Source organism: Lentzea sp. HUAS TT2 (assembly GCF_051853195.1).
Taxonomy (GTDB): domain Bacteria; phylum Actinomycetota; class Actinomycetes; order Mycobacteriales; family Pseudonocardiaceae; genus Lentzea.
In genome coordinates this window covers 4,077,705-4,095,900 of sequence record NZ_CP196667.1, presented here as the reverse complement: position 1 = coordinate 4,095,900, position 18,196 = coordinate 4,077,705, and the positions used below count along the sequence as shown (strand labels likewise).

The window sequence follows — 18,196 nt, the reverse complement described above, 5'->3', positions numbered from 1 at the left end:
TAGGCCAGGTACACACGTGCGACAACGGGCTTGACCAAGGCTTCAGGTGTTGCACACGACGCAACCCCGGACACTCCACTTGAGACAAACCACGGGACGTACCATTTGAGACGAATGCGTACCTGAGTTTTCAGTCCGGTTACAGTCCGATCCGCGCCCGGCATTGGTCCGGTTTCGTCCGTTTCCGCGCGATCCGCGACGTTGACTGCACACGTGAGAGCGCTACAGTGGGCGCCGCACACGAGGGGCAGGGGTACATGACCAAGGCGATGAGGTCGCCTGGCGAAGCGCAGCACGAGTACCGGGAAATTCGGGGTTTCGCGTCGTTCGACGACCCCGAGACTTTGTCGTACGTCGATTCCGACGGCAACCCGAAGTTCGAGCTGATTCGGCAGACCGACGAATTCCGCGTCCTGCGCCGGCGTCTCACGACGTTCATCTTCCCGATGACCGCGCTTTTCCTCGCGTCCTACCTCACCTTCGTACTGCTGTCCGCGTATGCGAAAGACTTCGTCAGCACCAAGGTGATCGGGGTGATCAACCTCGGGATCCTGCTGGGTCTTGGACAGTTTGTGACTTCGATCATCATCACGCTCGGTTATGCCCGTTACGCAAAGCGACGGCTGGACCCGCAGCGCAAATTGCTCGCAGAGATGACAGGCGTCGAGGAGTAAGGCATGCCCACCACCGGCAACCCGGTGCTGAACCTCAGCGTCTTCGCGGTGTTCGTCCTGATCACCCTCTACATCGTCTACCGCTTCAGCAGCCGGAACGTGACGGCGTCGGACTACTACGCCGCCGGCAGCTCGTTCACCGGCGCCCAGAACGGTGTGGCGCTCTCCGGTGACTTCCTGTCCGCCGCGTCGTTCCTCGGCATCTCCGGCGGCATCGCGGCGCACGGCTACGACGGGTTCCTCTACTCCGTCGGCTGGGTCGTCGCGTGGCTCGTCGGCCTGCTGCTGATCGCGGAGGGCCTGCGCAACACCGGCCGCTTCACCGTCGGCGACGTGCTGGCGTTCCGGATGAGGCAGCGCCCGGTCCGCGCGGCCGCGGCGAACGCGACGCTGGTGATCTCGTTCTTCTACATGATCGCGCAGATGGCGGGCGCAGGCGGCCTGATCGCGTTGCTGCTCAACGTGACCTCGAAGTGGGGCCAGGCGATCCTGATCGCGCTGGTCGGCATGGTCATGGTGCTCTACGTGCTGCTCGGCGGCATGAAGGGCACGACCTGGGTGCAGATCATCAAGGCCGTCCTGCTGCTGCTCTGCGTGACGCTGATGAGCGTGTTCCTGCTGGGCAAGTTCGGTTTCAGCCTGTCGGCGATCATGCAGCAGGCCACCGAGAACAACAAGCTCGGCGAGGCCGTGCTGGACCCCGGCGCGAAGTACGGCTTCAGCGCGATGTCCAAACTGGACTTCGTCTCGCTGGCCCTGTCGCTGGTGCTGGGCATCGCCTCCCTGCCGCACGTGCTGATGCGCTTCTACACCGTGCCGAACGCCTCGGAGGCCCGTCGTTCGGTCGTCTGGGCGACCTGGACGATGGTCATCTTCTACCTGTGCACGCTGGTGATCGGCTTCGGCGCGATGGCACTGGTCGGCACGGACACGATCGCCGCGGCACCGGGTGGCGAGAACTCCGCCGCGCCACTGCTCGCGTTCGAGATCGGGGGCGCGGTGCTGCTCGGCATCGTGTCGGCCGTCGCGTTCGCCACGATCCTCGCGGTCGTCGCGGGCCTGACCCTGGCCGCCTCCGCCTCGTTCGCCCACGACGTCTACGCGAACGTGATCAAGCGCGGCAACGCGGAGCCGCGCAGGGAGATCCGGGTCGCGCGGCTGACGGCCGTCGTCGTCGGCATCCTGTCGATCATCGGTGGCATCGCGGCGAACGGGCAGAACGTCGCGTTCCTCGTGTCGCTCGCCCTGGCGCTGGCCGCGTCGGCGAACCTGTCGACGATCCTCTACACGATCTTCTGGCGGCGCTTCAACACCACCGGCACGCTGTGGAGCATCTACGGCGGCCTGGGCTCGTGCCTGATCCTGATCATCTTCTCGCCGGTGATGTCCGGCGCGAGGACCTCGATCTTCCCGGACGTCGACTTCGCGTGGTTCCCGCTGGGCAACCCCGGTCTGGTGTCGATCCCGTTCTCGTTCCTGTGCGGCTTCCTCGCCACGATCTTCTCGAAGCGCGAGCCGGAGATGGCGGACAGGGCGGCCGAGATGGAGGTGCGGGCGATCTCGGGCATCGGCGCCCGCACCTGATCCTCGCTACCTGGAGTCCGGCAGGCCCGCGTAGTCGGGCAGGTCGACGCCGTTGATCGCGCGGTCGACCACGGCCATGAGCGCCTCCATCTCGGACTCCTGGGGCGGCTGGGCGCCGGGCCGGCGGCTCTCCACGTGCAGCCGGCCGATCTCCTGGTTGGCCTCGACGAACGGCCGCATCCGCTGCTCGTGGGCGGCGAACCCGGCCACGGGGTCCCAGTCGGCGGCGGCGAGCTCCCCCGCCAGCAGGTAGGCGCCGACCAGGGCCAGCCCGGTGCCGCCACCGGACATCGGCGACGAGCTGAACGCGGCGTCGCCGATCAGCCCGACCCGTCCGTCCGACCAGCGGTCCATCACGACCTGGGCGACCTGGTCGAGGTAGAAGTCGGGGCTGTCGTCGACGTGGGCGAGGATGCGCGGGGTGAGCCAGCCCAGATCGGCCACCTGCTCGCGGAGCAGGCGCTTCTGCGCTTCGACGTCGCGGTGGTCCACGTCGAAGTCCGCCGCGGGGAACGAGAAGAAGGCCATCGCCTGCTTCGCGTCCTTGAGCGGCCGCAGAACGGCGGAACGCCCGGACGACTGCTCCTGGTAGTCGACCATCCAGCCGTCGACGCCGAACTCGTTGGGCACGCTGAAGAACGCCAGCACGAGCCCGAGGTGGCGCAGGTAGCGCTCGCGCGGCCCGAAGACCATCCCGCGCAACGACGAGTGCAGCCCGTCGGCCCCGACCACCAGGTCGAAGCGCCGCCGCTCGCCGCTCGCGAACGTCACGTCGACCCCGTCGGCGTCCTGGGTGAGCTCGGCGATCCGGTCGCCGAAGACGTACTCGACGCCGTCGCGGGTGTCGTCGTAGAGCACCTGGGACAGGTCTCCGCGCAGGATCTCGATGTCCGCGATGTACCCGTCACCGCCGTCGTCCTCGGCGCGGTAGGTCTCCAGCACGGTCCCGTCGGCGTCCACGGTGTGTGCGCCGGCGGTGTCGGTGCAGGCCGCGCGCACCTCCGCGTCCAGTCCCATCCGCGTGATGACCTCCTTGGCCACCCCGCGCGCGTCCACCGCCTGACCTCCGGGGCGCAACCCGGGAGCCCGTTCCACAACGGTCACCTCGGCTCCCCTGCGCCGCAACCAGTGGGCCAGCGCGGGCCCCGCGATGCTCGCCCCTGCCACCAAGACCTTCGTCCCGCTCACCACGGCCCCTCTTCGCCTGTCCGACCGAAGGTCCGAAGTGTACGGTGACCTGCGCCACTCGGGGCCGGTTTCGCTGTGCCGCAAGACATTCACCGCACATCGGACTTATCCGGCGGGGATGATCCCCGACTCGTGGGCGATGATGGCCGCCTGCACGCGGTTGCGGACACCGAGCTGCCGGAAGATCGTGCTGACGTAGACCTTCACGGTGCCCTCGACGACGTGGATGCGTGCCGCGATCTCCGCGTTGGACAGACCCGCACCGACCAGGCCGAGCACCTCGCGTTCGCGTGCCGTGAGCACCTCGATCCGTTGCGTCGCAAACGGTCTCGGGTGCGCGCGGGAGAGCTGGTCCACGACTCGCTTGGCCACCAGCGGGGAGAGGAACGCGCCGCCGCCCGCCACCGCTCGGACACCGGAGATGATCTCCTGCGGGTCCCCGGTCTTCAGCACGAACCCGGCCGCACCCTCCCCCAGCGCCCTGCTGATGTAGGCGTCGTCGGCGAACGTCGTCAGCACCAGCGTCTTCGTGCCCGGATGGCACTCCCGGATCACCTTGGCCGCGTCGAGGCCGTCGAACACGGGCATGCGGATGTCGAGCACGGCGACGTCGGGCCGGTGCCGGGCGACGAGGTCGATCGCCACGCTCCCGTTCTCCGCCTCCGCGACCACCTCGATGTCCCCCGCGGTCGCGAGCACGGCCTTCACGCCGAACCTGACCACCGGTTCGTCGTCGGCGAGCACGACCCTGATCAACCGCTCCTCCTGGCGAGCCACTGCTTGGACACGAGCCGATCATCCCGGAAGCACAGCTGGTGCAGGTCGTGGCGGTCGCCGTCGAACGGGTTGGCGTGCGTGCTGTAGTAGCGGCACTCGGTGCCGGGCGGCGCGGTGACGCCGAGCGGGTTGTCGACGCGGGTGCGCAACGGAAGGTCCATGGTGTCCTCGTCCTGCCCGAGTTGTGCCCGTTCGAACTGCTGCGGTGTGAGAACGGACGTCACCGCGTCGAACACCATGTAGCCCGGCACGCCGATCGCGATTCCCGCGCACACGACCGACGTGATCAGCACGGTCCGGCGGGCGCTCTTGCGCAGCTCCTCCTCCGTGCGTTCGCGGCGCACGTGCGTGGGCGTCGTCCTGGCGCGCGGGCGTTCCGGGAGCTTCGCCCTGACCTCGAACCCGCCGTCGTCGGAGGGCGCGGCCTCGAACCAGCCGCCGACGAGCGCGACCCGTTCGGCGAGGCCCACCAGCCCCTTGCCGCTGCCGACCGCCTGCGTCCCCGGCGCAGGGCCGTTCGTGATCCGCAGTTCGAGGTTCGCCGACAGGCTCACGGTGACCTTCGCGCCGGGCGCGTGCTTGATCACGTTCGTCAGCGCCTCGGCGGTCACCCGGTGCACGGTCCGCGCGATGATCCCGTCGATCGGCGCGGTGCGGCCGTTGGTCAGCTCGACGTCGATCCCGCTCCTGGTCACGACCTCCTCGATCGTCGCGACGGGTTCGTCCTCGTCGGCCCGCAGCACCTGCATGACGTCGGCCAGCCGTTCCGCCGCGGCCGTGACGCTGGCCCGCGCGGTCTTGGCGGCCTCGCGTTGTTGTGCGGTGAGAGTCGGTTCCAGCTCCAGCGCCCCGGTCAGCAACGCGGCCCTGGCGAGCTCGTGGCCGACGAGGTCGTGCATCTCGCCCGCGAGCCGGGCCCGTTCGGCGTCGCGCGCGTTGTCGGCGGCCCGCTCCAGCAACGAGGCGTGCTCCCAGCCGACCTCGCGCAGCTCCGCGTACCGCCGCCGGAACCGCCCGAACGCCCAGGGGATCACGCCGAGCACACCGACGCCGGACGTGACGGCGAGCGCGGTGTCCGAACCGCCGCGCTCGGTCAGCGCGACGACGACGCCGGCGATCTCGGCGACGGTGAGGGCGATCGCGGTCGGCCGCGGGTCCGGCGAGACCCGTCCGGCGAGAAAGCTGACCAGCGCCAGTGCGGGGGCGAGCGCGATCACCCTGACGTCGAACTCGACGCTGACGAGGTAGCAGACGAGCCAGGCCCCCAGTGCGATCCCGAGAGCCACCGCAGGCCGGTTGCGCACCAAGGAGAAAGCCGCGCCGAACAGGACCAGGTAGAGCAGAACCTCCCACACGACGGCCATCATCGCAGTCGCTGCATCACCACGGTCGGCGCGTCGGCGTTGGTCACCGCCCTGGGCAGCCGCTTCTCCAGCAACACCGCGATCCCCCACGACACCAACGCTCCGAGCGCCAGTCCGGCCATGACGTCGTGTACATAGTGGACACCCACGATGACCCGCGACGACGCCGCCGCGATCGCACAGACCGCCGCGATCCAGCCGTAGGTCCGGTGCAGCGCCCAGATCGCCATCGCGGACGCACCGGCGATCACCGAGTGGTTGCTGGGGAAGGACCAGTCACCCGGCTCCGGGCACTCCGCCATCGACGGCCGCGTGCGGCACGGCCGTTCCTCCTGCACGACGAGCTTGACGACCTCGCTGATCGCGTAGGCCACCACCACACCTGCCCCGGCGAGGAACGCCCGCAGCCTGTGCTGGAACCACAACAGCAAGAACATCAACGCGAACACGCCGAGCACCGCGTCGGTGCCCACAGTCAGCCAAGTCACCCAGCCGAACCTACGAAGGCCGCGGCGTGGGCGCCCCTGCCGTTCGGAACCGGTCAGACCTTACTTTCGACAAGGTTCCGGCACCGAGCATTCCTCCTGGACGAACATCGGATCATGATCGGCGCCGCTGTCGCTGCGGCGGCGGCCGGGGCGTGGAAGATTCACCGCAGCATCCCCGTGGCGAACCGCGCTCGCGGCCGTGCTGGGAGGTCTGCTGATGCAGCGGGCGGCCATCGCACTCGTCCAGGTCCTCGGCCTGGCCGTGTGGTTCTCGATGTCCGCTGTTGTTCCCTCCCTGCGGGTCGAGTGGGGCATCAGCGCGGGCGCGGCGGTGTGGCTGACCGCGTCCGTGCAGCTCGGGTTCGTCGTGGGCGCGGTCGGGGCCACGGTGCTCAACCTGGCCGACCGCGTCCGCCCGCACCTGCTGCTCGCGTGGTCCGCGGCTTTCGGGGCGGTCTTCACGCTGCTGCTCGGGCTGTTCGTGGACGGGCTGGGCGCCGCGATCCCGTTGCGGTTCCTGACCGGGGTGGCGCTCGCGGGCGTCTACCCGGTGGGCATGAAGCTGATGGCGTCCTGGTCGGAGACGCGCACCCGTGGCCGTGCGTTGGGAGTGCTGATCGGGGCGCTGACGCTGGGGTCGGCGCTTCCCCACGTGTTCGGGCGGCTGCCGTGGCGCGAGGTGCTCGTCGCGGCGGCTCTGATCGCGTTCCTCGGCGCGGTGGTGGCGCTTCTGTTCGTGCGGCCGGGGCCGTTCGTGAGCGGGACGACCGCGCAGCTCAACCCTCGCTATGCCGTGCAGATGTTCCGCGAACGCAAGCCGCGGCTCGTGAACCTCGGCTACTTCGGGCACATGTGGGAGCTGTACGCGCTGTGGACGTGGCTGCCGACGTTCCTGCTGAGCTCGGGCGAACCCGTTGGCCTCACGGTGTTCCTGACGATGGGCGTGGCGGGGTTCGCCGGCTGTCTGATCGGCGGCTGGGCGGCGGACCGGTTCGGTCGCGCGCCCGCCGCCGTCGGCGCTCTCACGGTGAGCGGGCTCTGCTGCCTGCTCTCGCCGCTGGCGTGGGGAACGCCGCTGTTGATCGCGTTCTGCGCGGTGTGGGGAGCCTCGGTGATCGCGGACTCCGGGGTGTTCTCGGCGTCGCTGAGCGAGGTCGCCGACCCGCGCTACGTCGGGACGGCCCTCACCGCGCTGACCGCCGCCGGCTTCGGCCTGACCGTGGTCAGCATCCAGCTCGTTCCGCTGCTCGCCGACGCCGTGACCTGGCGTTACGCGTTCCTGCTGCTCGTGCCGGGCCCGGTGATCGGCGCGCTCGCCATGCTCAGGACCAGGTCGTAGTAGCCGTCGGGGTTGTCCGCGCCGGACCGCCCGTCGATGAGCTCACGCACGATGTCGCAGTGCCCGGCGTGCTGCGCGGTCTCCGCCGTGACGCGGACGAGCAGGTGCCCGAACGTCGTCCGCCGCTTGTGCTCGGCCCACCACTCCACCTCCGCGGGCGCGTCCAGCGGCAGTTGCGCGATCGACTCGTCGGAGTGCTTCCAGGCCGCGCGGTAGAGATCGACGAGGTACTCGCGGGACTCGGTGGGCTTGGCCCACAGGTCGCCGTTCTCCCAGATCGACTTGTCCTCGACCCACGGCAACGTGATCGGCGACGGACGGCCCGAACTCGCTCCGAGGTAGCCGAACTCGATGCCGATCAGGTGCTTCACCAGGCCGAGCAGGTTGGTGCCGCTGGGCACGAGCGGCCGCCGGACGTCGTACTCGCTCAGTCCGTCCAAAGAGGACAGGATCGAGTCGCGCGAGTCCTGCAGATAGCGCTGGAGGTCCTCAGCAATCATGCCGCCGACCCTAACGCCGTTGTGCGACGACTTCCTTCGGTTTCGCCACGGTCTCCTGCGGCGGGCGCAGCACGTCCGGCGCGGTGCCCCACTGGCTGTACACGGCGGTGAAGTTCTCCTTCTGACCGTCGACGGTCGGCGTGCTCCGTTCGGCGCGGACCACCCGGTCCTGGTCGTCCACCTCGACCACGAGCCGCACGTCGCCGTTCGTGTAGCCGCCGGAGTGCGGCACCCCGCCCGCCGCGAACACGTACCGGTCGCCGTCGTGCTCGGTGAGCCGGACCGTGCCGCGGTCGATCCCGGTGAACACGCCGCTGGGCCGGTACCGCTGCTCCGCCAGCGACAGTTCCACCGACAGCGTGCCCACCCACAGCGCGTCGTTGAGCCCCATGCTGGAGAACTCCTTGCCGGGCGGCAGGGTGAGGTCGCTGTGCTGGAGGAAGCCGTCCTCCTTCACGCTCACCCACCGGTAGTCGGTCGTGCCGTACCGGCTCTCGGCGTGCGCCGTCACGTCCTGCTGCGTCGTGCCACCCATCCAGCTGGAGTGCAGCACCCCGGCGTAGGCCTCCTTGCGCGGAAACCTGCCCTCCACGTCCATCTTCACGTCGAACCGCACCGACGCCTGCCGCTGCATCGCCTGCTTCCAGGTGTCGAACAGCGCCGCCGGGTCCGCGGGCTCCGCCGAGCACGCGGTCAGGACGAGCAACAGGGCCAGAGCCAGACGCATGCCGCAAGTGTTACGGACGGTGACTCCTGGTCAGGCCCGGATCGCTCGAATGTCGCTCGAGTTTCGCTAGAGCGGCCGCTCGTCTAGGACACAAGCTGACCTCAAGTGGTCCTACAGTCCTTCATGTCGGGACAAACGAGCGAAGGACAGAAGCGATGACCACCACCGAGATCCTCACCGGCGAGCGCGCGGACCTCCTCGAGACCCTCAAGCAGCACCGCTGGTTCCTGACGTTCACGGCGCAGGGTCTGAGCGACGAGCAGGCGGCGTCGAGCCCGACGGCGAGCGTGCTGAGCATCGGCGGCCTGATCAAGCACGTCGCGTCGGTCGAGGAGAGCTGGGTCAAGTTCATCGAGCAGGGCACCTCCGCGATGGAGGTCGACCCCGAGTCGACGGACTACGAGAACCACGAGGCGAACTTCAAGATGGCGCCCGGCGAGACGCTGGAGAGCATCATCGCCCGCTACAACGAGGTCGCGGCCTACACCGACAAGCTGGTCGAGACGGTCGACATGGACCTCTCGCACCCGCTGCCATCCGCGCCGTGGTTCCCCGAGGGCAAGACGTGGTCGGCGCGGCGCGTGTTCGTGCACATCGTCGCCGAGACCTCGCAGCACGCGGGCCATGCGGACATCATCCGCGAGACGATCGACGGTCAGAAGACCATGGGCTGAGCGCTAGGCCTTCGGCGGCGAGAAGGTCGAGAGGAACTGGTCCCGGAAGTCGCTCATCCGCGACACCGGGGCCGACCCTCCCGGCTTGATCCCGTCGTCCCACTTCCAGTCCGAGACCCGCTCCATCACGGCCGGGTCCTTGGCGACGATGGTGATCGGCACGTCCCGCGACGCTCCCTCGCCGGTCACCATCTGCGCCGGCTGGTGGTCGCCGAGGAACACCATCACCAGGTTCTCGTCGCCGTACTTCTCCAGGTACGAGAGCACGGACTCCAGCGAGTACGAGATGGAGTGCGCGTAGTCGGCGCGCACGGCTCCTGGGTCGCGGCCGAAGATCGACTCCGGCGGGTCGTTCGAGGCGGGCATGGTCGAGTAGATCGAGCCGTCGCCGAGCTTGTCCCACTCCACCGAGTCGGGCGTCGGTGACCACGGCGCGTGCGAGGACACCATCGGGATCGCCGCCATCACCGGGCCGTGGGCCTTCGCACGTTCGTTGCGCTGGAACGACTCCAGGGTGAACTGGTCGGGCGTCGTGGCGTAGCCGAAGCGCGGGCCCTGGTAGCCGAGGTCCTGGGCGGCGTAGATCTTGTCGTAGTGGAAGAAGTCGCCTTCCGGCCACGCCTGCGTGATGCCGGGGACGACCCCGACCGAACGCCACGACGACTCGCGGAACGCCCGCGGCAGCGTCAGCCGGTCGGAGGCCACGAGGTTGCGGTAGCGCTGCTGGTTGTCGATCCACAGCCCGGACAGCAGCGTCGCCTGCGCCATCCAGCTGCCACCACCGGCGGTCGGCGAGGTCAGGTACGCGGAACGGGCCGAGTAGCCGGCCGCCTTCAGGCGATCGTTGCCCTGCGCCAGCTTCGCCGCCACGTCCGGCATGTCCAGCGCCGACTTGCCGTAGCTCTCCACGAACGTGAAGACGACGTCCTTGCCCTGCAACGAGGACAGCAGCCCAGGGTGTCCGCGGAACGCGTCGACCGAGGCCTCCGCCGCGAACACCTCCTTGTCGTTCAGACCGGCCTGCACGCGCCGTGCGTGATCCACCAGCGAGGTGGCGGCGGCGTCGGAGTAGACCGGAACCCCGGGCACGGCAAGGGAAACACAGGCGACGGCGAGCAGCGCGACCGCGCGGATCGCGATCGGGCGCCGTCCGGCGGCGACAGAACTGAGGCGCTGCACCGATGCCGCCGCGACGAACACGATCCCGGCGACCAGCGCGACCGCGAGGCCGACGGCCAGCACCGAGGCGAAGCGGCCGAACGTCACGTCCACGAAGTCGATGGCGGGCACCAGCAGCGGCCAGTCCAGCACGAGGTCGAACGGCCGGTACAGCACCATGTCGAAGCCGATGTCCATGATCTTCACGACCGTGAACAGGCCCAGCGCGACACCACCGGCGATGGCGGCGGGCTTGCGGAACCGGTCCGGCAGCAGCACCAGCACCATCACGCCGATGAGGCCTTCGAGTGGCACCCGCAGGAACGCCTCGAAGGAGAACTTCTCGAGGTCGCTCGGCGCGATGAGCACGAACAACACGAACAGCCCCGCCAGGACCGTGACCGTCCGCCGCAGCAACATCCTCACCGAGATTCCCCTTTCCGGACCCCATGAGGTAAACGCGGCGCGGCCCGCGAACGGTTCACCTGCTCTACCATCGGTTCCCGTGACCCGCCCGCACGTTCTGCTGAGCGTCGCCGTCAGCCTCGACGGCCACATCGACGATCGCGGCACCGAGAGGTTCCCGCTTTCCAACGCCGAGGACTTCGACCACGTCGACCGGATGCGCGCGGAGTCGGACGCGATTCTGGCCGGGGCCGAGACGTTGCGCCGTGACAACGCGCGACTGCTCGTCTACAGCGACGAACGACGCGCGCAGAGAATAGCCGACGGCAAACCGGAGTTTCCGCTGCGAGTCACGGTCACCAGGAGTGGCCTTCTGGACCCTGACCTGCGGTTCTGGCACTGCGGCGGCGACCGGGTCGTCTACTCGAAGACCGCGCAGACCACGGTCGGGCATCTCGCCGAAACGAAGACCTTCAGCGAATTCTCAGAGATTCTGGACGATCTCGGTGCACGCGGAGTGAGAAAGCTCATGGTCGAGGGCGGGACGAGCATTCACACGGCGTTCCTGCAAGCCGGACTGGCCGACGAGATCCGGGTGGCGGTGGCGCCGATGCTGATCGGACAGGCGACGGCCCCTCGTTTCGTGAATCCCGCCGAATTCCCCGGTGGACCGGCTCGCCGATTCCACCTGGAGGACGTCACGAAAGTCGGGGACGTCGCGGTGCTCCGCTACTTCCCGAAAGTCACTTCCTGACGAGCTTGAACACGCCGAAGATCTGCTCGCGGCGGTAGACCGCGATCACCAGCGCCCACACCATGAAGATCAGCGGCATCATCGCGTCGTCGAAGCCGCCGTTGGTGACCAGCGTGAGCTCGGTCAGCGCCGCGCCGGCCATGATGCCCGCGAGACCCAGCGCCGCGAGGCCGCAGATGCGCGGGATGAGCAGGCCGATCGCCGTGCCGATCTCCAGCACGCCGGTGAAGTAGCGGAACCACTGACCGAAGCCGATGTCGTCGAACTTGGCGACGAACGCGTCGGTGAACAGCGCGTAGCCGTTCATCACGAACTGCACGGCGAGCACGATCTGCAGGATCCAGACGACGATGTTGCCGATCTTCGTCGCGGTTGAGGTCTGCTCAGACATGGCGGGATTGTCCCACCGAGACAGCGGCGTTGTTCCACAGCCAGAGCACATCGCGACCGAACGACCACACCAGCGATGCCAGCGCGAGACCGACGAGCACGCCCGCGAACGGCAGCAGGCCGGAAGCCGCCACGACGAGGAAGATCCCCTGGACCGCGGCCACGACCTTGCGGGCGTAGCTGCCGGGCAGCGGCGCGGTCATCCAGCGCAGACGCCAGGACGCGGCGACGAACACGTACCGCATGAGTCCGATCGCGAGCACCCACGGACCCAGGTGCACGGCGACGTACGCGCTGAGCACCAGGATCAGGAACGCGTCGACCTCCATGTCGAACCGGGCGCCCAGAGCGGTCGAGGTGCCCGTGCGGCGAGCGACCTGGCCGTCCACCCAGTCGAGCGACAACGCGACGGCCGCCAGCGTCACGACCAGCGCGACCGGCACGTCCTGCCCTGCGCGGTCCGCGACCAGGGCGGTCACCGCGCCGACCATCAGGCCACGCGCCAGCGTGACGCGGTCGGCGGGACCTAAGGCCGAGGTGCGGTGCCGTTGCATGCCGTAGCCGAGGAACGCCCACGTGGCGAACCCGTAGGCGAGACCGGCGGCCCAGCCGAGCGGCCCGAGGCCGGCTGTGGCACCGACCACGCCCAGCGCGAGGACCTGGAGGCCCGCCCAGATGGCAGGCTCCCGCAGGACGGGTGCCTGCCTGGTGTGCTGAAGTGTGATCATCAGGTGCCCCTAACGAACTTCGTGCGGCGGAGGTGTTGTGAGTGACACGTACGGCGAGTGCCTTTTGGCTCAATGAATCGGGAAAAGGGGAGGTTCGGCAGGTCACACTGGCCGAGCCCGGTCCCGGTGAGGTCGAGGTGCGCACGCTGTTCTCCGGCGTCAGCCGCGGCACGGAGACCCTCGTGTTCCGCGGTGGCGTGCCGGAGAACCAGTACGCGGTGATGCGGGCGCCGTTCCAGGAGGGCGACTTCCCGTGGCCGGTGAAGTACGGGTACCTCAACGTGGGTGTGGTGGAGACCGGGAACCTGCGCGGACGCACGGTGTTCTGCCTCTATCCACATCAGACTCGTTACGTGGTCCCGGAAACCTCGGTCACGCTCGTGCCCGACGGGGTTCCGGCTGAACGAGCCGTGCTGGCGGGCACCGTCGAGACCGCGGTCAACGCCGTGTGGGACGCGCGGCCGCTGGTCGGCGATCGGATCGCGGTGGTCGGTGGTGGCATGGTCGGGTCGAGCATCGCGGCGGTGCTGGCGACGTTCCCCGGCGCGCGCGTCGAGCTCGTGGACGCCGATCCGGCTCGCGAGGAGATCGCCCGCAAGCTCGGTGTCGGCTTCGCCCTGCCGGGCGACGCTCTCGACCGCTGCGACCTGGTCTTCCACGCCAGTGCGACCGAGCCCGGCCTCACCACGGCGCTCAACCTGCTCGCGCCGGAAGGCCGCGTGATCGAGCTCAGCTGGTACGGCGACAAGAAAATCTCGGTTCCGCTCGGCGAGTTCTTCCACTCGCGGCGGCTCACGATCCGCAGCAGCCAGGTCGGCACGGTCGGCCGCCCGGACCGCACCTACGCCGAACGCATGGCGGTCGCGCTGGACCTGCTGGCCGACGACAGGTTCGACGCGCTGGTCACCGGCCACAGCACGTTCGAGGAGCTCCCCGACGTCATGCCGAGGCTCGCGGACGGCGAGATTCCGGCGCTGTGCCATCGGATTGACTACGGTCAGGCCCATGTTCCCGAGTGACACCACGGTCGACGTCCGAAACCAGACCGTCGCGGTGCTCCCGGTCGGCAGCACCGAACAGCACGGCCCGCACCTGCCGCTGGCCACGGACTCGGTGATCGCCTGGACCATCGCGTCGGAGATCGCCGCGCGGTACCCGGTCCGGCTGCTGCCGCCGATCCAGTTCTCGTGCTCGCAGGAGCACGCCGACTGGCCGGGGACCGTCAGCATCTCCGCGAGCACGTTGATCTCAGTGGTCAAGGACATCGCGGAGTCCTTGCGGCGCAACGGTGTCACGAACGTCGTGCTGGTCAACGGCCACGGCGGCAACTACGTGCTGTCGAACATCGTGCAGGAGGGCGAAGGCCTGGCGTTGTTCCCCGGACGGGACGACTGGGCGTTCGCGCGGGAGAAGGCCGGCATCGAGACCTCGGCGTACAGCGACATGCACGCCGGCGAGCTGGAGACCTCGATCCTGCTGCACGCGCACCCCGATCTGATCCGTCCCGGCTACGTTGACTCTGACCACCTGGCGGAGGACCGGCGGCACATGCTGACCCTGGGTCTGGCGCCGTACACGTCCTCCGGCGTCATCGGGCGGCCCTCGCTCGCGTCAGCGAGCAAGGGCGAGCTCCTGCTCGCGGGGCTGACCGAGTCGTTCCGTCACTACCTGGACCTCTTCGGTCTTCCGGCGTGAGAGGAACAGCACGACCGCGCCGGGCAGAGCGGCGATGAGCGCCAGCACGCCGTAGACGATGCCGGTGGTGAAGCCCTGCGCGGCGCCCAGACCGGCGGCACCGAACGCCACCGCGAGGAACGCCTCGCGCGGGCCGAACCCGCCGATGTTCACCGGGATCGCCATGATCAGCAGCGCCAGCACGACGACCGGCGCGAGCTGGGTGATGGTGGCGTCCGACCCGGCGGCGCGGGCGGCCACCAGGAACATCGCGACGTACCCCGCGACGGTGGCTGCCGACAGGCCGATGACGGCGGGCCAGGTCCTGAACGACAGCAGTCTGATGCCGTCGGCGAGCGTGTTGACCAGCACCCGGCGCACCGGCCTGATCTGCCAGCCGGCGGCCGCGGCCACGGCCAGACCGGCGACGACGAGCCCGGCGGTGGTGCCGTCCGGGGCGAGGTCGAGGCCGGGCGCGGGGTGCGTGAGCAGCACCGCGAGCCCGATCCCGATGAGCACGATCTGACCGGCGAAGCGCTCGAAGAACACGGCGCGCACGCCCCGTCCGACATCGCCAGACTCACGGCCGTGGTTGACCGCGCGGTGCACGTCACCGAGCACACCCGCGGGCAGCACGGCGTTGACGAGCTGGGCGCGGTAGTAGTCGCTGACCGCAGTGCGCAGGGTCAGCGGCAGGCCGAGGCGGCGCGCGACGAGCACCCAGCGACCCGCGCTGAGCACCGTCGTCACGAGCCCGATCGCCAGTGCGGCGGCGACGGAGAACGCGTCGATCGCGCGCAGTCCGTCGAGGAACGCCTCCGTGCCCAGGCGCAGGCCCAGAGCCACGAGGATGCCCAACGCCAGCACCAGGCGAAGCCACGGCCAGAACTTCTTCATCACACAGCTCCCGGTAGTGCCAGCAAGTCGACGTGGTGGACCACCACGGAGGCCGTTGACCTGCGGCGCAGGTACTCGGAGGCCTCCGAGGCGAGTGAGGGTTCCTGCTCCACCGCGGCGTCGACCCAGCCCTTCAGCCACTCGGACTGCAGGGCGTCGCCGTGCATCCGCCAGGGGCTTTGAGCCGTTCGAACCGAAGCGCCTGCCGCCACGAATGCCTCTTCAGCGGCGGCCGGAGCGTCCGGTCCGAGCAGACGGCGCCCGTCCACGACGCGGCGCTGGTGAGCGTTGAACGCGTCCTGGAATGCGGCGTCGAGCGGCTCGGCCGGATCGATGTCGATCCGGCCTGCCACCGAGAGCGTGAACAGAGCGGGCACATGTGCTTCTACGCATGCAACCGCCAGAGCGTTCATCTCGTCAGTAGTGAGCAAGTCGAGCAACGCGGAGCAAGTGACCAGGTCAGCACCCGCGATGTCGGCGGATTTCAGGGCCGTCAGGTCGCCCTCCCGCGTCTCGGCGGTGACGTTCTCGAGGGCGTTCATGCCGGCCTCTGCCAGCCCGAGCAGCCGGGGGTCGCGGTCGTGCAGCACCCAGTGCTGCACGCCGCCGAGCCTGCCGGCGAGCCAACGTCCCATCGATCCCGTTCCACAACCGAGGTCACGGATCGTCAGGGGGTTTCGGTTCACCAGAGTTTCGCGGACCACGTCGGCGAGCTCGGTCGAGCGTGCCTGAGCGTCGGCGTTTTCCCGCAGTGCCAGCCATTCCGGGGCGAAGGTCATGGCCGGAGCGTAGCCAGCACCCTCCGCAGGTCCTCTGTGGATTCGTCCCAAGTGGACAGAACAGCCCGCCGGGCGAGCGCCTTCGAGCGCAGTTCCGCCCGGAAATCTTGATCTTGAAACCAGCGTGTTAGTGCAGCTTCCAATGCATTTTCGTCCCCGGCGGGAACGAGCAGGCCGCCGTCGCCGAGCGCGTCGGGAACCGAGCTCGCGATGACCGGCAGACCGTGTGCGAGCGCCTCGGTGACGACCATGCCGTAGGTCTCGGCGCGGGAGGCCAGCACGAAGAGGTCCGCGCGGTCATATGCGCTGGTCAGAGCCTCGCCGGCGAGCGGTCCCGGGAAGCTGACGCGCTCGTCTCGCGGGAGTTCGCGCAGGAACGGCCGGTGCGGGCCCACGCACGTCAGCCGCCAGTCGCGTTCGATCCGCCGCAACGCCCTGACCAGCAGGTCGTGGCCTTTGCGGGGTGTGATGGACGCGACGCAGAGCAGGTGGTGGACGCCGTCGGTACCCCGCGCTTCCGGTGCCGGATCGGTGCCGGGGACGACGACGTGGACGTGGTCCAGGCCGTGCCTGGCCCTGATGTCACGGGCGGCCGTGGGACTGGTCGCGATGACCGCACTCGCCGCCCGGAGGACCTGGCCCTCTTTCTCGTTCAGCAACGCGGCCGTGGCGGGGTCGAGGCCCGTCTCGTCGGCCAGCGGCAGGTGCACGAGCACGGCGAGCCGCAGCCGTGGGGAGTGAGGGACGACGACTTCGGGTACACCGCAACTGACCAGGCCGTCGAGGAGCACGACAGCACCGTCGGGAATCGCCGCAAGCGTTTGCGACAACGCGGTGGTGTCACTCGGGCGCGGCCAGTCCCCAGCGACGAGCAGACGGTCCATGCCCGCGCTCACGCGCAGGTCGTAGACGTTGCCGCCGCTGGGACTGCCCGGATCCCCGACGTCAGCCGGAAGGACGAAGTGCACGTTCGTAGCCGGCCCACGCCACATGCGACTCGTGAAGTGTGACGGCGATCGCATCGATCCCGTGAGCGCTCTCACCCAGAGCGCCCTCGGAGATCTTGTCCGCGAGCTGGTCCGCGATGTGCTTCGCGAGCCATTCCGTGGACGTGTTGATGCCCGCGAACTGCGGTTCTTCGTCCAGGTTGCGGTAGTTGAAGGCGGCCAGGACCTTGTTCAGCTCCTGGGTCGCGAGTCCGATGTCGACGACGATGTTGTCCGAATCGAGCTCAGCACGTTTGAACGTTGCGTCCACCAGGAACGTTGCTCCATGCAGACGTTGTGCCGGACCGAAGACTTCGCCGCGGAAACTGTGCGCGATCATCACGTGATCGCGGACGGTGATGCTGAACAGGATGACCTCCGCTGTGCGGTCGGGTTACGGTGCGACCTCCATCCGAGCGTAGCTGCACGCCCGGAAGGCGCCTGGTGACAAGGGGACCGGAGATGTTCGAAGAGGCCTTCAACGAGGAAGACGTTGCGGAGTCCGACCTGGTGACCCGCCGTGGCACCTTCCGCGCAGTCGCGTTCCGCGCGGACGGTCACGAGCACATGGCCCTCGTCTACGGCAAGACGAAGCTGCGCGAGAACGTGCTGGTGCGCATCCACTCCGAGTGCATGACCGGCGACATCTTCGCCGCCATGCGCTGCGAGTGCGGTGAGCAGCTCGACGCCGCGCTGAACACCATCGTGCGTGAAGGCAGCGGCATCCTCGTGTACCTGCGTGGACACGAGGGACGCGGAATCGGTTTGGTGGCGAAGATTCGCACGCACGTGCTGCAGGACGCCGGACTGGACACGTTGGACTCGGCCACGTCGCTCGGGCTGCCCGTGGACGTGCGCGACTACACCCCCGCGGCCCGCGTGCTCAAGCATCTGCGCGTGCAGTCCGTGCGGCTGATGTCCAACAACCCGGACAAGATCGCCGCGCTGGAGTCCAACGGAATTTCGGTGACGGCACGCGTGCCGTCGTTGATGACCCCGAACGCGCACAACATCGCCTACCTGACGGCGAAGCGCGACCGGCTCGGGCACGACCTGCCGCAGGTCGAGGAGTTCACCACCCTTCCGCACGCCCGCTGACCATTGCTTTCC

At 68.9% G+C, this 18,196-nt stretch carries 21 protein-coding genes; 8 read left to right on the top strand and 13 right to left on the bottom strand.

Features of this window, described 5'->3' with window-relative positions:
- The first annotated feature begins 257 nt into the window (after positions 1–257).
- Together ACSHWB_RS20595 and ACSHWB_RS20590 are read left to right on the top strand one after the other, a co-directional pair.
- Positions 258–674 carry a DUF485 domain-containing protein gene (locus tag ACSHWB_RS20595; RefSeq protein WP_439663626.1) on the top strand — a complete coding sequence of 139 codons (417 nt, stop codon included), beginning with the start codon at positions 258–260 and terminating at the stop codon, positions 672–674.
- A 3-nt stretch (positions 675–677) separates the two neighbouring features.
- Positions 678–2,258 carry a solute symporter family protein gene (locus ACSHWB_RS20590; RefSeq protein WP_439663625.1) on the top strand — a complete coding sequence of 527 codons (1,581 nt, stop codon included), beginning with the start codon at positions 678–680 and terminating at the stop codon, positions 2,256–2,258.
- Between the two features lie 6 nt (positions 2,259–2,264).
- Here the strand turns inward: ACSHWB_RS20590 and ACSHWB_RS20585 are convergent, their stop codons facing one another.
- From ACSHWB_RS20585 to ACSHWB_RS20570, 4 genes are all read right to left on the bottom strand, one after another.
- A complete protein-coding gene (locus tag ACSHWB_RS20585) occupies positions 2,265–3,446 on the bottom strand; it encodes an FAD-dependent monooxygenase (RefSeq protein WP_439663624.1) in 1,182 nt (393 codons plus the stop codon).
- A gap of 105 nt (positions 3,447–3,551) precedes the next feature.
- On the bottom strand, positions 3,552–4,202 hold the full coding sequence (locus ACSHWB_RS20580) for a response regulator (protein WP_439663623.1): 651 nt from the start codon (positions 4,200–4,202) through the stop codon (positions 3,552–3,554).
- On the bottom strand, positions 4,199–5,578 hold the full coding sequence (locus ACSHWB_RS20575; RefSeq protein ID WP_439663622.1) for a sensor histidine kinase: 1,380 nt from the start codon (positions 5,576–5,578) through the stop codon (positions 4,199–4,201). The genes ACSHWB_RS20580 and ACSHWB_RS20575 overlap by 4 nt, the downstream gene beginning before the upstream one ends.
- Before the next feature lie 8 nt (positions 5,579–5,586).
- Positions 5,587–6,075, bottom strand: coding sequence for a phosphatase PAP2 family protein (locus ACSHWB_RS20570; RefSeq protein ID WP_439663621.1), 489 nt, complete (start codon positions 6,073–6,075; stop codon positions 5,587–5,589).
- Positions 6,076–6,274: 199 nt separating this feature from the next.
- On the opposite strand from ACSHWB_RS20570, the gene ACSHWB_RS20565 reads away from it, so the two are divergent.
- Positions 6,275–7,414: an MFS transporter gene (locus ACSHWB_RS20565; RefSeq protein WP_439663620.1), complete on the top strand. Its 1,140-nt coding sequence runs from the start codon at positions 6,275–6,277 to the stop codon at positions 7,412–7,414.
- Here ACSHWB_RS20565 and ACSHWB_RS20560 read toward each other — a convergent pair.
- Together ACSHWB_RS20560 and ACSHWB_RS20555 are read right to left on the bottom strand one after the other, a co-directional pair.
- Positions 7,345–7,914: a DinB family protein gene (locus ACSHWB_RS20560; protein WP_439663619.1), complete on the bottom strand. Its 570-nt coding sequence runs from the start codon at positions 7,912–7,914 to the stop codon at positions 7,345–7,347. The genes ACSHWB_RS20565 and ACSHWB_RS20560 overlap by 70 nt on opposite strands.
- 10 nt (positions 7,915–7,924) lie before the next feature.
- Complete coding sequence (locus ACSHWB_RS20555) at positions 7,925–8,641, bottom strand: hypothetical protein (RefSeq protein ID WP_439663618.1); 717 nt, start codon at positions 8,639–8,641, stop codon at positions 7,925–7,927.
- 155 nt (positions 8,642–8,796) lie between these two features.
- Here ACSHWB_RS20555 and ACSHWB_RS20550 point away from each other — a divergent pair, with 155 nt between their 5' ends.
- A complete protein-coding gene (locus ACSHWB_RS20550) occupies positions 8,797–9,315 on the top strand; it encodes a DinB family protein (protein ID WP_439663617.1) in 519 nt (172 codons plus the stop codon).
- Positions 9,316–9,318: 3 nt separating this feature from the next.
- On the opposite strand, the gene ACSHWB_RS20545 is transcribed toward ACSHWB_RS20550, so the two are convergent.
- On the bottom strand, positions 9,319–10,893 hold the full coding sequence (locus ACSHWB_RS20545) for a sulfatase-like hydrolase/transferase (protein WP_439664636.1): 1,575 nt from the start codon (positions 10,891–10,893) through the stop codon (positions 9,319–9,321).
- Between ACSHWB_RS20545 and ACSHWB_RS20540 the strand changes: the two genes are divergently transcribed.
- On the top strand, positions 10,871–11,632 hold the full coding sequence (locus tag ACSHWB_RS20540; RefSeq protein ID WP_439663616.1) for a RibD family protein: 762 nt from the start codon (positions 10,871–10,873) through the stop codon (positions 11,630–11,632). The two genes, ACSHWB_RS20545 and ACSHWB_RS20540, sit on opposite strands and share 23 nt — an antisense overlap.
- Here the strand turns inward: ACSHWB_RS20540 and ACSHWB_RS20535 are convergent.
- Positions 11,622–12,023, bottom strand: coding sequence for a DoxX family protein (locus ACSHWB_RS20535; protein WP_439663615.1), 402 nt, complete (start codon positions 12,021–12,023; stop codon positions 11,622–11,624). The two genes, ACSHWB_RS20540 and ACSHWB_RS20535, sit on opposite strands and share 11 nt — an antisense overlap.
- The gene (locus tag ACSHWB_RS20530) at positions 12,016–12,750 is read right to left on the bottom strand and encodes a CDP-alcohol phosphatidyltransferase family protein (RefSeq protein WP_439663614.1); all 735 of its coding nucleotides are present in this window, start codon (positions 12,748–12,750) and stop codon (positions 12,016–12,018) included. The genes ACSHWB_RS20535 and ACSHWB_RS20530 overlap by 8 nt, the downstream gene beginning before the upstream one ends.
- Before the next feature lie 41 nt (positions 12,751–12,791).
- Between ACSHWB_RS20530 and ACSHWB_RS20525 the strand changes: the two genes are divergently transcribed.
- Together ACSHWB_RS20525 and ACSHWB_RS20520 are read left to right on the top strand one after the other, a co-directional pair.
- The gene (locus ACSHWB_RS20525) at positions 12,792–13,769 is read left to right on the top strand and encodes a zinc-dependent alcohol dehydrogenase (RefSeq protein ID WP_439663613.1); all 978 of its coding nucleotides are present in this window, start codon (positions 12,792–12,794) and stop codon (positions 13,767–13,769) included.
- Positions 13,756–14,445, top strand: a complete 690-nt coding sequence (locus ACSHWB_RS20520; protein WP_439663612.1) for a creatininase family protein — start codon at positions 13,756–13,758, stop codon at positions 14,443–14,445. The genes ACSHWB_RS20525 and ACSHWB_RS20520 overlap by 14 nt, the downstream gene beginning before the upstream one ends.
- Here ACSHWB_RS20520 and ACSHWB_RS20515 read toward each other — a convergent pair.
- From ACSHWB_RS20515 to ACSHWB_RS20500, 4 genes are read right to left on the bottom strand one after another with little or no spacing between them, the layout of a single operon-like run.
- Positions 14,362–15,321, bottom strand: coding sequence for a lysylphosphatidylglycerol synthase transmembrane domain-containing protein (locus tag ACSHWB_RS20515; protein ID WP_439663611.1), 960 nt, complete (start codon positions 15,319–15,321; stop codon positions 14,362–14,364). The genes ACSHWB_RS20520 and ACSHWB_RS20515 overlap by 84 nt on opposite strands.
- Positions 15,321–16,100, bottom strand: coding sequence for a class I SAM-dependent methyltransferase (locus ACSHWB_RS20510; RefSeq protein ID WP_439663610.1), 780 nt, complete (start codon positions 16,098–16,100; stop codon positions 15,321–15,323). Before ACSHWB_RS20510 ends, ACSHWB_RS20515 begins: the two co-directional genes overlap by 1 nt.
- Positions 16,097–17,068: a glycosyltransferase family 4 protein gene (locus ACSHWB_RS20505; RefSeq protein WP_439663609.1), complete on the bottom strand. Its 972-nt coding sequence runs from the start codon at positions 17,066–17,068 to the stop codon at positions 16,097–16,099. The genes ACSHWB_RS20510 and ACSHWB_RS20505 overlap by 4 nt, the downstream gene beginning before the upstream one ends.
- The gene (locus tag ACSHWB_RS20500) at positions 17,046–17,456 is read right to left on the bottom strand and encodes a 6-pyruvoyl trahydropterin synthase family protein (protein WP_439664635.1); all 411 of its coding nucleotides are present in this window, start codon (positions 17,454–17,456) and stop codon (positions 17,046–17,048) included. Before ACSHWB_RS20500 ends, ACSHWB_RS20505 begins: the two co-directional genes overlap by 23 nt.
- Positions 17,457–17,548: 92 nt before the next feature.
- Here ACSHWB_RS20500 and ribA point away from each other — a divergent pair, with 92 nt between their 5' ends.
- Positions 17,549–18,184 carry a GTP cyclohydrolase II gene (gene ribA, locus ACSHWB_RS20495; RefSeq protein ID WP_439663608.1) on the top strand — a complete coding sequence of 212 codons (636 nt, stop codon included), beginning with the start codon at positions 17,549–17,551 and terminating at the stop codon, positions 18,182–18,184.
- Positions 18,185–18,196 lie beyond the last annotated feature (12 nt).